Below are 17,871 nucleotides of genomic sequence, written 5' to 3' on the forward strand. Positions count from 1 at the left end.
CCGAAACCAGCCACATCACCCGCCAGCACCACAGCACGATGCTCAAACACCGACCGGCCCGACACCAGAGCAGACCCGACCTCCACCGGCGACAAACCCGGCCGCTCGGCCACGAACGACGCCAGCCGACCCGCCTGCGCCTCCAACGCCGCCCCGGACCGACCCGACACCACCCACGGCACCACCGGCAACGACGACACCGGAACCGGTCGTTCCGTCACCTCCACCGCGTCAGAAACCTCAGGCGCCTGCTCCAGCACCACATGCGCGTTCGTCCCACTGATCCCGAACGACGACACACCCGCCCGACGAGGACGGTCACTCTCAGGCCACGCCACCGACTCCGTCAACAACTCAACAGCACCCTCGGACCAGTCCACATGCGAAGACGGCTCATCCACATGCAGGGTGCGCGGCAGCACACCATGCCGCATCGCCAACACCATCTTCATGATCCCGGCCACACCCGCAGCCGCCTGCGTATGACCAATGTTCGACTTCACCGACCCCAGCCACAACGGCCGGTCCCCAGGACGGTCCTGCCCATACGTCGCGAGCAGCGCCTGCGCCTCGATCGGGTCACCCAACCGCGTCCCGGTCCCGTGCGCCTCGACCGCGTCCACCTCGGCCGCCGAAAGCCCCGCACTCCCCAACGCCGCACGAATCACACGCTGCTGCGACGGACCATTCGGCGCCGTCAGACCATTACTCGCACCATCCTGATTGACCGCCGAACCCCGCACCACCGCCAGCACCCGATGCCCATGGCGACGCGCGTCAGACAACCGCTCCAGCAGCAAGACTCCGATGCCCTCGGCGAGTCCCATGCCGTCCGCAGCATCCGCGAAAGGCTTGCAGCGCCCGTCCAGAGCCAGGCCGCGCTGACGACTGAACCCGATGAACGCACTGGGATTGGGCATGACGGCCACGCCACCCGCGAGGGCGAGGGAGCACTCGCCCTGGCGCAGCGCCCGAGCCGCCAGGTGCAGCGCTACCAACGAGGAGGAACACGCCGTGTCCACCGTCACGGCGGGGCCTTCGAAACCGAAGGAGTAGGCGACGCGTCCGGACACGACGCTGGCCGCGTTGCCCGTCATCAGGTGTCCCTCGGAGCCCTCGGGCGCCTCGTGCACCCGGGGGCCGTACTCCTGGTAGTTGGAGCCGATGAAGACACCGGTCCGGCTGCCGCGGAGGCTCTGCGCGGGCAGGCCGGCGCGTTCGAGCGCCTCCCAGGAGGTCTCCAGGAGCAGCCGTTGCTGCGGGTCCATCGCCGCCGCCTCACGGGGCGAGATCCCGAAGAACGCCGGGTCGAACGCGGCCGCGTCGTAGAGGAATCCGCCCTCACGCACGTAGGTCTTGCCAGGGGCGTCGGGGTCGGGGTCGTAGATGCCCTCGATGTCCCAGCCGCGGTCGGTCGGCAGGCCGCCGATCGCGTCCCCGTCGGACATGATCAACTGCCACAGCTCCTCCGGCGAGGTCACCCCGCCCGGGTAGCGGCAGCTCATCGCGACGATCGCGACGGGTTCGTCGTCGGACGCTCCGGTGGTGGGTGCCGTCGTCATCTGGTCGGGCAGTGGGGCCATGGTCCCGGCGTCGGCGGAGGCCAGGGTCCCGAGGAGTCGTTCTTCGATGTATCCGCTCAGTACGGCGCTGCTGGGGTAGTCGAAGATGAGGGTGGCGGGCAGCCGCAGGCCCGTGGCCGCGTTCAGCCGGTTCCGCAGCTCCACCGCCGTCAACGAGTCGAACCCGAGGTCCTTGAAGGCCCGCTCCGCGTCGACCGAGTCGGGGGTGTCGTGCCCGAGGACGGCCGCCACCTGCTCGTGGACGAGGCCGAGGACGGCGGGGCGGCGCTCGCCGGGTGTCAGGCTTGCCAGGCGCTGCCGCAGGGGGGCGGACGCGTCGTCCGCCGTGCCCGTGGGCGTTCCGCCGGTACCGGTGGCGTTCTCCTCCTGGATACGCCGTGCCGCCGGCAACTCCTCCAGCAGGGGGCTGGGACGCGCGGAGGTGAAGACGGGGAGGAAGCTCTCCCAGTCGATGTCGGCGATCGCCAGGTGCGTCTGGTCGTGGTCGAGCGTCTGCTGTAGTGCGGCGATGCCCAGGTCGGGGTCCATGAAGCGCAGTCCGCGACGGCGTAGCTGGTCCAGGTCCAGAGCTTCGGGAACGTTGTCGCCGACGGCGTCCCACACGCCCCAGGCCACCGACGTGGCCGGCAGACCGTTCGCCCGTCGCTGTTCGGCGAGGGCGTCCAGGTAGGCGTTCGCCGCCGCGTACGCGCCGTGGTCGCCGACGCCCCACACGGCCGAGACGGACGAGAAGAGCACGAACGCGTCGAGCGGGGTGTCCCGTAGGAGGGCGTCCAGGTGCGCCGCTCCGGCCGCCTTGGCGTTCATGACGTCGGCGAACTCCGCCACGGTCGTCTCGGACAGCGCGGCGAGATCGATGTGGGCGGCGCCGTGGATGACGGCGCTGAGGGGAAGGTCCTCGGGCACGTCGGCCAGGAGGCGTGACAGTGCCTCGCGATCCGTGACATCACAGGCGGTGACCGTGACCCGAGTGCCCAGCGCGCCCAGTTCGGCGACCAGGGCGTCGGCACCGGGCGCGGCGGGGCCCCTGCGGCTGGTCAGGATCAGGTGCTGGGCGCCGTTGCGGGACAGCCAGCGGGCGAGATGGGTACCCAGCGCTCCGGTGCCACCGGTGACGAGAACGGTGCCCCGGGGCTTCCATGTGCGGCGCGGACGGGTCTCCCCCAGCGGCGCGGGCTCCAGCCGGCGCAGCAGGGTCCCGGAGGCCCGGACCGCCGCCTGGTCCTCCCCTCCGGTGTCCGTGAGCACTCCGGCGAGCCGGGACCGCGCCCGCCCGTCCATGTTCTGCGGCAGGTCGACCAGGCCGCCCCAGCTGTCCGGGTACTCCAGCGCGGCCACACGGCCCACACCCCACACCGCCGCCTGTGCCGGGCTGAGGAGCGGGTCGGCGCTCCCGGTCGACACGGCGCCCCGCGTCGCGCACCACAGCGGGGCCCGCGTCCCGGTCTCGCCGAGAACCTGCGTCAGGGTGAGACTCAGCGCCAGCCCGGTGGTGACGACGGGGTGTCCGGGGTACGGGGTCTCGTCCAGTGCCAGCAGCGAGAGCACACCCGCCGGGTCGTGTCCCGCGGTGATGTCGTCCAGACGACGCGACAGTCCGGCTCGGGCCTCCTGGCCGGCGTCCTCCGCGTCCAGTTCGAGGGTCACGATGTGCGCGCCGTGCTCTTCGAGCGCCTGCCGCGCCCCGACGATCAGCGGGTCGTCGCCGCGACCGGACGGTACGACGACGAGCCACGTGCCGGTCAGTGAGACACGCGTCGCCGTACCGGCCGACGGACGCCACACCGCGCGGTAGCGCCACGCGTCCACCGTCGACTCGGAACGACGCTGCCGGCGCCACTGCGCGAGGGCGGGCAGGACGGCGCCCAAGGAGTCCTGCTGCTCCGCCGACTCGACGTGCAGCGTGGCGGCCAGCGCTTCGTGATCCTCGCGCTCGACCGCGTCCCAGAAGATCGCGTCCTGGCGGTCGTCGGCGGCCATGCCCTGGCCGAGGTGCCCCGCCTTGACGCTCTCCAGCCAGTAGCGCTGGTGCTGGAAGGCGTAGGTGGGCAGCTCGACGCGGCGCGCGCCCGACCCCTCGAACACGGTGGCCCAGTCCACAGCCGCGCCACCGACGAAAGCCTCCGCGACCGAGGTGAGGAAGCGCTCCACGCCGCCCTCACCCCGACGCAGAGAACCCACCGCCGTCACCGCGACCTCGTGCGCCTCGGCGGTCTGCTCGACCCCCATCGTCAGCACCGGGTGAGCACTGGACTCCACGAACAACCGGAAACCGTCATCCAGCAGCGCGTCCACCGCATCAGCGAAACGCACCGTCTGCCGCAGATTGCGATACCAATAACCGGCATCCAGACCCGACGTGTCCAGCACCCCACCAGTCACCGTCGAATAGAACGGAACCGACGCCGAACGCGGCGCGACACCCGCCAACTCCCGCGCCAGAACTCCCTCGATCTCCTCCACGTGCACGCAATGCGAGGCGTAGTCCACCGCCACCCGCCGCGCCCGGACCCCGTCCGCCTCACAGACGGCCAGCAGCTCGTCCAGGGCATCCGCGTCACCGGACACCACCACCACACCGGGACCGTTCACCGCCGCCAGCGACAGCCGGCCCTCCCACCGCGCCAGCAGACCACCAACGGCCTCCTCGCCCAGCGAGACCGACACCATCCCGCCACGCCCGGACAGGACCCTGAGCGCCTTACTGCGCAACGCCACCACCCGCGCCCCGTCCTCCAACGACAGAGCACCCGCCACACACGCGGCAGCGATCTCCCCCTGCGAATGACCGACCACAGCAGCCGGTACGACACCCACCGACCGCCACACCTCGGCCAACGACACCATCACAGCCCACAACACCGGCTGCACCACATCCACCTGACCCAGCCAGGCATCATCACCCGAGGCATCACGCAGAAGATCCGTCAACGACCAGTCCACAAACGGAGCCAACGCCGCACCGCACTCCGCCACCCGACCGGCGAACACCGGAGACGACTCCAGCAACCCCGCCGCCATACCCAGCCACTGCGAACCCTGCCCCGGGAACACGAAGACGGTCCCGGTACCACGACGGACGACACCGTCGACAAGGCCCGGCGTGCCTCGTCCCGCGGCGTACGACTCCAGTTGCCGGATCGCTGCTGTCCGGTCGGGGGCCAGGACGACCGCGCGATGGTCGAAGGCGGAACGCGTGGTGGCGAGCGAGAGGCCGGTGTCGGCACCGGTCAGCTCGGGGTGGGCCGCCAGGTGCTCCAGCAGGCGGCCGGCCTGGGCGCGCAGCGCCGTCGCGGACTTGGCGGACATGATCCAGGGAACGACCGGCGGGGCCGTCGGCGCGGTGCGCGGCGGGGTCTGCGTGTCCTGGTCCGAGGTGGGGGCGGCAAAGGTCGCGGGGGCGGTGGTGGCCTGCGCGGCGGGCGCGGGCGAGGCGTCCGCCGCCTGGTCCTCGTCCTGCTCGGCGGGTGCTTCTTCGAGGACGGCGTGGGCGTTGGTTCCGCTGATGCCGAAGGAGGACACACCGGCCCGGCGCGGTTCCTCGCCTCCGGGCCAGGGGGTCGTCTCCGTGAGGAGCCGTACGGAACCGGCCGACCAGTCCACGTGGGGGGAGGGCTCGTCGACGTGCAGAGTACGCGGCAGTACGCCGTGCCGCATCGCCAGCACCATCTTCATGATGCCGGCCACGCCGGCCGCGGCCTGGGTGTGCCCGATGTTGGACTTCACCGAACCGAGCAGCAGGGGTGAGTCGGCGGGGCGTTCGCGCCCGTAGGTCGCCAGCAGCGCCTGGGCCTCGATGGGGTCGCCGAGCTTCGTCCCGGTGCCGTGCGCCTCCACGGCGGCGATCTGGCCCGCGGTGAGGCCGGCGTCCGCGAGGGCGGCCCGGATGACGCGCTGCTGGGCGGGGCCGTTGGGCGCGGACAGTCCGCTGCTCGCGCCGTCCTGGTTGACGGCGGTGCCGCGTACGACGGCGAGTACCGGGTGCCCGTTGCGCCGGGCGTCGGAAAGGCGCTCCAGGAGGAGCATGCCGGCTCCCTCGGCCGGGCCGAAGCCGTCCGCCCCGGCCGCGAAGGGCTTGCAGCGGCCGTCGGGGGCGAGGCCGCGCTGGCGGCTGAAGCCGATGAAGGTGCCGGGGGTGGCCATGACGGTGACACCACCGGCGAGGGCGAGGCCGCACTCGCCGCGGCGCAGGGCCTGGGCAGCCAGGTGGAGCGCCACCAGGGAGGACGAGCACGCGGTGTCCACGGTGACCGCCGGGCCTTCCAGGCCCAGGCTGTAGGCGACGCGTCCGGAGACGACGCTGATGGCGCTGCCGGTGACCAGATGGCCCTCGACGCCGTCGGTGGCCTCGTGGACCCTGGGCCCGTAGTCGGGTGCGACGGCTCCGGCGAAGACACCGGACTGGCTGCCGCGCAGGGAGGCCGGGTCGATGCCCGCGCGCTCGATGGCCTCCCAGGCGGTCTCCAGGAGCAGGCGCTGCTGGGGATCCATGGCGACGGCCTCGCGCGGCGAGATGCCGAAGAAGTCGGCGTCGAAGTCGCCGGCCTCGTGGAGGAATCCGCCCTCGCGGGCGTAGGTGGTGCCCGGCTGGTCGGGATCGGGGTCGTACACGGCGCCGGTGTCCCATCCACGGTCCGCCGGGAAGGGCGTGACGGCGTCCTCCTCGCCGTGGACCAGGCGCCAGAAGTCCTCGGGGGTGCCCGCGCCGCCGGGGAAGCGGCAGCCCATCCCGACGATCGCGATCGGCTCGTGCGCCGCCGCCTCGACCTCCTGCAGGCGGTTGCGGGTCTGGTGCAGATCGGCCGTGACCCGCCGGAGGTAACCGAGGAGCTTTTCTTGTTCCGACATCAGGACCTCACGAACTCGGGAAGCTGGGCGTGCGGCGGGCAGGACGGGAATGACCTCGGCGACCGCGTGACAGGGCACGCGGTCGTGTGGGCGGGAGGGCTCACGGCGGAGGTCTCGGAGGGGCGCTCCGAGGGATGCGCTGGTGGCTTCGTCATGGGGATCAAGCGGAACCGGAATCCTCCGACGGGCCGAACTCCTGGTCGATGAAGGCGAAGAGTTCGTCCGCCTCCGCCGTGTCCAGGTGGTCGGCGACCTTGGCGGGGGCGTCGGCCGCGTCCGGTCCGTTCTCGGCCCGGTCCCCGCCCCACGCGGACACGGCGGCCAGGAGTCTGTTCAGCCGCGTGGCGACGAGGTCACGCGCTTGGGGACCGGAGTCCGGGCCGGCCTCGCGCAACGCGGTCTCCAGCCGGTCGAGTTCCGCGGCGAGGGTGTCCGCACCGCCGGACTCGGGGGTGGGCGCGAACTCGTCGCCGAGGTGTCGGGCGAGTGCCTCGGGGGTCGGATAGTCGAAGATCAGGGTGGCCGGCAGCCGTAGCCCCGTGGCCGCGTTGAGCCGGTTTCTGAGTTCGACGGCGGTGAGGGAGTCGAAGCCTAGTTCGAGGAAGCCCCGGTCGGTCGCTATGGACACCGCCGACCCGTGCCCTAGGACGGTGGCGGCGTGGTCCTGGACCAGCCGCACCAGCGTCCTCCTGCGCTCCGCCTCGCCGAGTCCCGGGAGAGTGCGGGACAGCGACGGTTCCTCCGGCTGTCGTGGTGCCTGGGCGAGCGCCCGCCGTGCCGGTGCCGGACGCCGTACGAGGCTCCGCAGCATGGCCGGCGGCGGCGTGGCACCCTGCGCCGCCCGGACGGCCGGCGCGTCGGTGTCGAACCGTGCGGGCACGACGACGGGTTCGGCCAGGCCGCCCGCGGCGTCGAGCAGTTCCAGCCCCTCCCGGGAGCTGAGGGGAAGCAGTCCGCCGCGTGTCATCCGGGACAGGTCCGTTCGGTTCAGGTGGCCGGTCATGCCGGTGCTCTCGCCCCACAGCCCCCAGGCGAGCGAGGTCGCCGGCAGGCCGAGGGCCCCGCGGTGCTGTGCCAGGGCGTCCAGGAAGGTGTTGGCCGCGGCGTAGTTGGCCTGGCCTGCGGAGCCCAGGACGCCCGCGGTGGAGGAGAACAGGGCGAACAGGGTCACGTCGAAGCGGCGTGTCAGCTCGTGCAGGTGCCACGCCGCGTCCGCCTTGGCGCGCAGTACGGCGTCGATCCGCTGCGGGGTCAGGGACGTGAGCGTCGCGTCGTCCAGGACGCCCGCGGCATGGACGACCCCGGTGAGTCCGCCGCCGTCCGGCAGGTCGGAGAGCAGGGCCGAGACCGCCTCGCGGTCGGCGACGTCGCATGCCAGGACCCGGACCGACGCGCCGAGGGAGGCCAGCTCCTCCTGGAGTCGCGGCATCCCCTCGGCGTCCGGCCCGCGGCGGCTCACCAGCAGCAGCCTGCGCATCCCGTGCTCCTCGACGAGATGCCGTGCGACGAGGCGTCCGAGGACACCTCCCGCTCCGGTGATCAGTACGGTGCCGTCCGGGTCCGGCACGGCCGGGACGCTGAGTACCAGCTTGCCCACGTGGCGGGCCCGGCTCATGAAGTGGAAGGCTTCGGGCGCCCTGCGCACGTCCCACACCCGCGCCGGGAGAAGGCGCAGCCGGCCTTGCGCGAAGAGTTCGACGACCTCCGCGAGCATCTCGCCGATCCGTTCGGGACCCGCCTCCCCCAGGTCGAAGGCCCGGTACTCCACACCCGGGTGGTCCGCGGCGATCACGGCGGGGTCTCGTAGGTCCGTCTTGCCCATCTCGACGAAGCGTCCACCGCGACGCAGCACCCGTAGCGAGGCGTCGACGAACTCCCCGGCCAGGGAGTTGAGGACGACGTCCACTCCGGTTCCGCCCGAGGTCTCGCCGAACCGCCGCTCGAACTCCGTGGTCCGCGAGGACGCGAGGTGCGCCTCGTCGACGCCCAGGGCCCGCACGGTGTCCCACTTGGCCGGGCTCGCGGTGGCGAACACCTCGACGCCCCAGGCCCGCGCGAGCTGCACCGCGGCCATGCCGACACCGCCCGCGGCGGAGTGCACGAGCAGCGACTCGCCGGCGCGCACCCCCGCCAGCTCACGCAGCGCGTAGAGGGCGGTGACGTACGCCACCGGTACGGACGCGGCCTCGGTGAACGACCAGCCGTCCGGGACGCGCGCGAGTGTGCGGTGGTCCGCCACGACCAGCGGTCCGAAACCGCCGGACCAGATGCCCATCACCCGGTCGCCGACGGCGTAGGCGGAGACGCCACGCCCGGTGGCGACCACGACGCCCGCCCCCTCGCCGCCCATCAGGGCCTGGTCGGGGTACATCCCCAGCGCGATGAGCACGTCGCGGAAGTTCAGCCCCGCCGCCCGTACGGCGATCCGCACCTCGTGCTCGCCGAGTTCACGATTCGCGTCCGGGGCCGGCCGCAGTGCCAGCCTCTCCAGCGTCCCGTCCGCGGACGCCTCCAGCCGCCAGGCCCGCGCGTCACCAGGGGGCACCAGCACCCCCTCGGCGGCGCCACCGGCCAGCTGCGGCACGCGGACCCTGCCTTCCCGCAGGGCGAGTTGAGGCTCTCCGGTCAGCGCGGCCTCGTGCAGCGCACCGAGCGACGCCTCGGTGTCGTCCAGGTCCAGCAGCACCAGTCGGTCCGGGTGCTCGGCCTGCGCGGAGCGCACCAGCCCCCACGCGGCGGCCGCCGGCAGGTCGGACGGGGACTCGTCGGCGCCCACGGCCATCGCCCCTCGTGTCACCAGGACCAGCCGCGCCGGTTCGAGGGCGTCTGCCGCCAGCCACGTCCTGATGAGGTCCAGCGTCCGGTGCGTCATCCGTCGCGTCGCCGCGAGGACGTCCCCCGCCGTATCCGATACGGCGTTGACGAACACCAGGCCGGGGACCGGCGCACCCGCGAGCACCTGCTCTTCGAGAGCCGCCAGGTCCGTGTACTGCTCCGGCAACCCCTCCGCCGTCTTGAGCGCGCCGACCAGAAGGGAGGTGTCCGCTCCGACAACGGCGCAGCCGCCGCTCGCCGTCACCCCGTCCGTACCGGGCCGCGTACTCCAGTCCACCCGGTACAACGCGTTGTTCACCCCTGCCGGAACCGCGAACTGTTCCCCGGTGAGCTCTCGCGTCACCAGGCCGTCCGCCGACGCGACCGGTGTGCCTTCCATGTCGGTGACCAGTACGGACAGTCCGTCGTCGCCCACTGGCGTCAGCCGTACCCGCAGCGCGGAGGCGCCGGTCGCGAACAACGACACACCACGCCACACGAACGGCAGCCGGACGCCTCCGCGGTCGTGCCCGGTGTCCGTCAGCCAGGCGTGCAAGGCCGAGTCCAGCAGTGCGGGGTGCAGTCCGTACCGGGCCGCCTCCGCTCGGGCCTCCTCCGAAAGCGCCACCTCGGCGAAGACCTCCTCACCCCGCTCCCAGACCCCGACCAGCCCCCGGAACGCCGGCCCGTACGACACCCCTGTGTCCGCCAGACGCTCGTAGAACCCCCCGAGATCGACCACCCGCGCACCCTCCGGCGGCCACACCCGCAGATCCCCGTCCACCCCCACGACACCCGCACCACCAGCGCCACCACCACCCGGCACCAGCACCGCCGAGGCATGACGCGTCCAGGGTGTGCCGGAGGTGTCGACGCCTCCGGTGGTGTCGTCACGACGGGAGTACACGCCGAGCTGCCGTCGCCCGTCTTCCTCCGGACCGTCCAGAACCACCTGGACCGCGACCGCGCCGTCCTCGGGCAGGAGAAGAGGCGCCTCCAGCGTCAGTTCCTCCAGCCGGTCGCAGCCGACCGCGTCCCCCGCCCGGAGGGACAGCTCCACGAACGCCGTTCCCGGTAGCAACACGGCCCCGGACACCGCGTGGTCGGCCAGCCAGGGATGGGTCCGCAGCGACAGCCGCCCGGTCAGCAGTACTCCACCCGTCGCCGGCAGGGTCAGCGCGGCGCCGAGAAGCGGATGACCGGCCGCCCTCAGACCCAGCCCCGCGGCGGCTTGCAGATCGTCTTCCGGGCCGGTGCTCTCCAGCCAGTAGCGGTCGCGCTGGAAGGCGTACGTGGGCAGCTCGACACGGCGCGCGCCCGTCCCCTCGAACAGGGCGGCCCAGTCGACGGCCGCGCCACCGACGAAGGCCTCGGCGGCCGAGGTGAGGAAGCGCTCCAGGCCGCCCTCACCCCGCCGTAGAGAACCCACCGCGGTAACGGCACTTTCGTGGGCTTCGGCGGTCTGCTCGATCCCCATCGTCAGCACCGGGTGAGCACTGGACTCCACGAACAACCGGAAACCGTCATCCAGCAGCGCGTCCACCGTCTCCGCGAAACGCACCGTCTGGCGCAGATTGCGGTACCAGTAGCCGGCATCCAGAGCCGACGTGTCCAGCACTCCGCCGGTCACCGTCGAATAGAACGGCACGGACGCCGGACGCGGGGCGACATCTGCCAACTCCCGCGCAAGGACGCTCTCGATCTCCTCCACGTGCGCGCAGTGGGAGGCGTAGTCCACCGCGATCCGCCGCGCCCGTACTCCGTCCGCCTCACAGACGGCCAGCAGCTCGTCCAGCGCGTCCGCGTCGCCGGACACCACCACCACACCGGGACCGTTCACCGCCGCCAGCGACAGCCGGCCCTCCCACCGCGCCAGCAGACCACCAACGGCCTCCTCGCCCAGCGAGACCGACACCATCCCGCCCCGCCCGGACAGGACCTTGAGCGCCTTACTACGCAGCGCCACCACCCGCGCCCCGTCCTCCAACGACAGAGCACCCGCCACACACGCGGCAGCGATCTCCCCCTGCGAATGACCGACCACAGCAGCCGGTACGACACCCACCGACCGCCACACCTCGGCCAACGACACCATCACGGCCCACAACACCGGCTGCACTACGTCGACTTCACCCAGCCACGCCTCGTCCTGGGAAGCATCACGCAGGATCTCGGTCAACGACCAGTCCACAAACGGAGCCAGCGCCGCACCGCACTCCGCCACCCGACCGGCGAACACCGGGGACGACTCCAGCAAATCCGCCGCCATACCCAGCCACTGCGAACCCTGACCCGGGAACACGAAGACAGCCTGTCCACGCGAGCCCGCGACGCCCCGCACCACGCCGGGCGCCACACTTCCGTCCGCGAGTGCCCGCAGGCCGTCGGCAAGACCTTCCCGGTCACCGGCGAGGAGGACAGCCCGGTGCTCGAACACCGACCGCGCGGTCGCCAGGGTGAAACCGACGTCCAGGGGCGCCGGTTCATCCTGTCCACGCACACGGCCGAGCAGTCGCCCGGCCTGCGCTCGCAGCGCGGCTTCCGTACGTCCGGACACCACCCACGGGACCACCACCGGCGGCTCCGCCTCGCGGTCGTGGGCCTCGGGGTCACCCTGATCGCGGTCGTGACGCCGCTCCCCGTACTCGTACTCCACGTCGTCCGGGGCCTGTTCGAGCACGGCGTGGGCGTTCGTCCCGCTCATGCCGAAGGAGGAGACGCCCGCCCGCCGGGGCCGTCCGGTCTCGGGCCAGGACACGTCCTCGGACAGCAGCCGCACCGCGCCGGAGGACCAGTCGACGTGCGGGGAGGGTTCGTCGAGGTGCAGGGTGCGCGGCAGTACGCCGTGTCGCATGCCGAGCACCATCTTGATGACGCCGGCCACTCCGGCCGCGGCCTGGGTGTGCCCGATGTTCGACTTGATCGAACCCAGCCACAACGGCTGATCCACCGGACGGTCCTGCCCGTACGTCGCCAGCAACGCCTGCGCCTCGATCGGGTCGCCCAACCGCGTACCCGTACCGTGCGCCTCGACCGCGTCCACCTCGGCCGGCGCGACTCCGGCGCTCTCCAGGGCCGCCCTGATCACCCGTTGCTGCGAGGGACCGTTCGGCGCCGTCAGGCCGTTACTCGCACCGTCCTGATTGATCGCGGTGCCCCGCACCACCGCCAGCACCTGATGCCCGTTGCGGCGGGCGTCCGACAACCGCTCCAGGAGGAGGACGCCCACCCCCTCGGCCGGCCCGAACCCGTCGGCGGCAGCCGAGAACGGCTTGCAGCGACCGTCGGGTGCCAGCCCACGCTGGCGGCTGAAGCCGACGAAGGTCCAGGGGGTGGACATGATCGCGGACCCACCGGCCAGGGCGATCGAGCATTCGCCCGTCCGCAGCGACTGCACCGCCAGGTGCAGGGCCACCAGGGACGAGGAGCACGCGGTGTCGACTGCCACCGCGGGCCCCTCCAGGCCGAGAACGTAGGCGAGGCGGCCGGAGGTGACGCTGAGGGCGTTTCCGGTGACGAGGTACCCCTCGACACCGTTCGACGGGTCGTGCCGGCCGGTGCCGTAACCGTGCGTACCCGCACCCATGAAGACACCGGTCTGCGTCCCCCGCAGGGACGCCGGGTCGATGCCCGCGCGCTCGACGGCCTCCCAGGAGGTTTCCAGGAGCAGGCGCTGCTGCGGGTCCATCGCCAGCGCCTCACGCGGCGAGATCCCGAAGAACGCCGGGTCGAAACCAGCGGCCTCGTCGACGAAGCCGCCATGGCGCGTGTACGTCTTCCCCGGGGCCTCGGGGTCTGGATCGTAGAGCCCGTCGACGTCCCAGCCCCGGTCCTCGGGGAACCCGGAGATCGCGTCACGGCCCTCGGACAGGAGTTCCCACAGCTCCTCAGGAGACCGCACGCCCCCGGGGAGACGGCAGCTCATGGCGACGATCGCGATGGGCTCGTGCTCCGACTCGGGGCGCACGGCGGGCTGGGCGGCCGAGGGAGCGGCCTCCTGGTCGCCGAGCAACTGGGTGTAGAGGTAGTCCGCCAGGGAGACGGGACTCGGGTGATCGAAGACGAGGGTGGCGGGCAGCCGGTGTCCGGTGGCGGTGTGGAGACGGTTGCGCAACTGGACCGCGGTGAGGGAGTCGAATCCGTGCGCCTTGAAAGAGAGTTCGGGCTCGATCCCGTCCGGCGTGGGATGGCCGAGGACCGCGGCGGACTGCTCCCGCACGAGGCCCAGCAGTATCCGGCGTCGCTCCGCCTCGCCCGCCCTGAGCAGGCTTCGCCGCAGGGGGGAGTCGTCCGTGTCCTGCGCCGCCTGAGTCAGCGAGCGCCGCGTCACGGCGCTCCGGCCGGGTTCTGCGACCGTACGGACGGTGGCGCCCGCCGCCGACAACTGCTCCGGCGTCACCGGGCGGACCACCAACGCGTCCGCCGCCGCGACGGGGGTACCTTCCGTGTCGGCGACCAGTACCGCCAGTTCCTCCCCCACCGGCGTGAGCCGGACGCGCAGAGCCGACGCACCGGTCGCGAACAATGACACTCCGCGCCACACGAACGGCAGCCGCGTGCTCTGCACACCACAGTCGTCCAACGGGGCCAGCCCCGCTTGCAGTGCCGTGTCCAGCAGCACGGGATGCAGTCCGTACCGGCCTGCCTCCGCACGGGCCTCCTCCGGGAGGGCCACCTCGGCGAAGACCTCCTCGCCCCGCTCCCAGACCCCGACCAGCCCCCGGAACGCCGGCCCGTACGACACTCCTGTGTCCGCCAGACGCTCGTAGAACCCCCCGAGGTCGACCACCCGGGCACCCTCCGGCGGCCACACCCGCAGGTCCTCGCCCACCCCCGCGACACCCGCACCACCAGCGCCACCCGACACCAGCACCGCTGACGCATGACGCGTCCACGGCTGGTCCGAGTCGGCCTCGACGCGGGCGTACATCTCCAGCGACCGGGCGCCGTTCTCGTCGGGCCCCCCGACCGTCAACTGCACCTGGACGGCGCCCTGCTCCGGAAGCGGCAACGGCGCTTCCAGCGCCAGTTCCTCGACGTGGTCGCAACCGACCGCGTCGCCCGCCCGCAGCGCCAACTCCACGAAAGCAGCGGCCGGTAGCAGCGGAGTACCGTGAACAGCGTGCTCGGCGAGCCAGGGAAGCGTCCGCAGTGACAGCCGCCCCGTCAGCAGCGCACCGCCGGTCGCCGGAAGGGTGACGGCCGCACCCAGCAGGGGGTGATCGGCGGCCGAGAGCCCGGCCGAGCTGACATCACCCCGCACGGCGGCGGACGGTTCGATCCAGTAGCGCTGGTGCTGGAAGGCGTACGTGGGCAGCTCGACGCGGCGCGCGCCCGCCCCCTCGAACACGGTGGCCCAGTCGACAGTCGCGCCACCGACGAAGGCTTCTGCGGCCGAGGTGAGGAAGCGCTCCAGGCCGCCCTCACCCCGCCGCAGAGAACCCACCGCGGTAACGGCACTTTCGTGGGCTTCGGCGGTCTGCTCGATGCCCATCGTCAGCACCGGGTGGGCACTGGACTCCACGAACAGGCGGAAACCGTCATCCAGCAGGGTGTTCACCGTCTCCGCGAAACGCACCGTCTGGCGCAGATTGCGGTACCAATAACCGGCATCCAGAGCCGACGTGTCCAGCACTCCGCCGGTCACCGTCGAGTAGAACGGCACGGAGGCGGTGCGCGGGGCGACATCTGCCAACTCCCGCGCCAGAACTGCCTCGATCTCCTCGACGTGCGCGCAGTGGGAGGCGTAGTCCACCGCGATGCGCCGTGCCCGGACCCCGTCCGCCTCACAGACGGCCAGCAGCTCGTCCAGGGCATCCGCGTCACCGGACACCACCACCACACCGGGACCGTTCACCGCCGCCAGCGACAGCCGGCCCTCCCACCGCGCCAGCAGACCACCAACGGCCCCCTCGCCCAGCGAGACCGACACCATCCCTCCCCGGCCGGACAGGACCTTGAGCGCCTTACTGCGCAACGCCACCACGCGCGCCCCGTCCTCCAACGACAGAGCACCCGCCACACAAGCAGCCGCGATCTCCCCCTGCGAGTGACCGACCACAGCAGCCGGTACGACACCCACCGACCGCCACACCTCGGCCAACGACACCATCACAGCCCACAACACCGGCTGCACCACGTCGACTTCACCCAGCCACGCCTCGTCCTGGGAAGCGCCCCGCAGGATCTCGGTCAACGACCAGTCGACAAACGGGGCCAACGCCGCACCGCACTCCGCCACCCGACCGGCGAACACCGGAGACGACTCCAGCAACCCCGCCGCCATACCCAGCCACTGCGAACCCTGACCCGGGAACACCAACACCACACGGCCATCCGCACCCGCTGCGACACCCCGGACGAGCCCCGGCACCTCCCCACCCTGCTCCAGGGCGGTCAGGCCGGCGACCAGTTCCTCACGGTCCCCGGCGACCATCACCGCGCGATGCTCGAACACCGAGCGCGTCGTCGCCAACGAGAGGCCGATATCCGACGGCGACACCGCCGGGCGTTCCCCCAGGTAGGACACCAACTGCCCGGCCTGCGCCCGCAACGCCGCCTCGGACTTGCCCGACACCACCCACGGAACCACCGCCGGCGACACCACCCGCGAGGACTCGCTCTCCGGATGCGGACCCGAACCCGGGCCGGTCTCCTCGACGGGAACCATGGCAGGCACCTGCTCAAGGATCACGTGCGCGTTCGTACCGCTCACCCCGAAGGAAGAAACCCCCGCCCGTCGTGCGCGCCCCGTCTCCGGCCAGGTGATCGAGTCGGTCAGCAGCTCAACGGCTCCAGCCGTCCAGTCCACGTGCGGGGAGGGTTCGTCCACGTGGAGGGTGCGCGGCAGTACGCCGTGCCGCATCGCCAGCACCATCTTGATGATCCCGGCCACCCCGGCCGCGGCCTGCGTGTGCCCGATGTTCGACTTGATCGACCCCAGCCACAACGGCCGGTCCTCCGGACGGTCCTGCCCGTAGGTGGCCAGCAGCGCCTGCGCCTCGATCGGGTCGCCCAGCCGGGTCCCGGTCCCGTGCGCCTCGACCGCGTCGACCTCGGCTGCCGACAGTCGCGCGCTCTCCAACGCCGCCCGAATCACCCGCTGCTGCGAAGGACCGTTCGGCGCCGTCAGACCATTACTCGCACCATCCTGATTGACCGCCGAACCCCGCACCACCGCCAGCACCTGATGTCCGTTGCGGCGGGCGTCCGACAACCGCTCCAGCAGGAGCAGACCGACACCCTCACCCCAGCCCGTACCGTCCGCGGCAGCCGCGAACGGCTTGCACCGGCCATCCGCTGCCAGCCCACGCTGCCGGCTGAACTCGACGAAGAGTTCGGGCGTGGACATGACGGTGACGCCGCCCGCCAGGGCAAGCGTGCACTCGCCCCGGCGCAGGGCCTGGGCAGCCAGGTGGAGCGCCACCAGGGAGGACGAGCACGCGGTGTCCACGGTGACGGCCGGGCCTTCGAGGCCGAAGGTGTAGGAGATACGGCCCGAGACGACACTGGCGGCGCTGCCGGTCACCAGATGGCCCTCGACGTTCTCGGAGTCCGCCTCGCGAAGGCTCCGTCCGTAGTCCTGGCCGTTACTGCCGATGAAGACACCTGTCGGACTGCTCCGCAGCAGCGTGGGGTCGATGCCCGCCCGCTCGAAAGCTTCCCAGGACGCCTCCAGGAGCAGTCGCTGCTGCGGGTCCATCACGGTCGCCTCGCGCGGCGAGATGCCGAAGAACTTCGGGTCGAAGTCGCCCGCGTCGTCCAGGAAGGCACCCTCCCGGACATAGCTCTTGCCCAGTTCGTCGGGCTCCGAGGCGAACAGCGCGTCGAGGTCCCAGCCGCGTCCTGCGGGGAACTCCGTCAGCACCTCCCGGCCTTCGGCGAGCAAGCCCCAGAGGTCCTCCGGATCGGTCACGCCGCCGGGGAAACGGCAGCTCATCGCCACGATCGCGATCGGCTCCTCGTCGGCCGCCGCCACTGTGGGCAGCGCCGGCGCGGGCGCTTCGCGCACCCCCATGGCCTCAGTGCGCAGTACTTGGGCGAGGGCTTTCACCGTGGGATGGTCGAAGAGGAGGGTGCTGGAAAGACTCAGTCCCGTGGCCGCGTTGAGACGGTTGCGCAGGGTGACGGCTGCCAGGGAGTCGAAGCCCAGTTCCTTGAAGGGACGGTCGACATCGACCTGGCCGGTCCGGCGGTGGCCCAGTACGGCCGCCACATGGGAACGCACGAATTCCAGTACGGTCCGTTCCTGCTCCGCGGCTCCCAGACCCGCGAGCTTCTGCCGAAGGGATCCCTCAGTCGTCTCGGAGCCCTCGTCGGCCGCACCGCTCTCGGTCTCCCGCGTCAGCTCGCACAGCAACCGGGACGACCGCACACCGCCCCTGGCCTGCGCCAGAGTGTCCCAGTCGACGTCAGCGATGAGCAGTGACGACGACATGGGGTCGTTTATCGCCGTCTCCAGCGCGGAGATGGCCAGCTCGGGGGACATGGAAGGCAGACCGTGCCGTTCCCAGCGGTCAGCGACGGCCCCTGCCATGCCGTCGTCGGCCCAGGGCCCCCACGCGATCGACGTCGCCGGCAACCCCTCACTACGCCGCAACTCCGCCAACGCATCCAAATACGCGTT

Annotated in this window: 2 protein-coding genes; both read right to left on the bottom strand. The window is 71.9% G+C overall.

The window, feature by feature from the left end:
- Positions 1 to 6,431 (bottom strand): type I polyketide synthase (locus ACFYMP_RS32020; protein WP_388864185.1); only part of this gene is annotated, 6,431 nt, incomplete at its 3' end.
- Between the two features lie 160 nt (positions 6,432 to 6,591).
- Positions 6,592 to 17,871, bottom strand: an 11,280-nt coding sequence (locus tag ACFYMP_RS32025) for an SDR family NAD(P)-dependent oxidoreductase (RefSeq protein ID WP_388864187.1), incomplete at its 5' end; no start/stop codon positions are given.

It is taken from the genome of Streptomyces sp. NPDC007088, assembly GCF_042869355.1.
Lineage (GTDB): Bacteria > Actinomycetota > Actinomycetes > Streptomycetales > Streptomycetaceae > Streptomyces.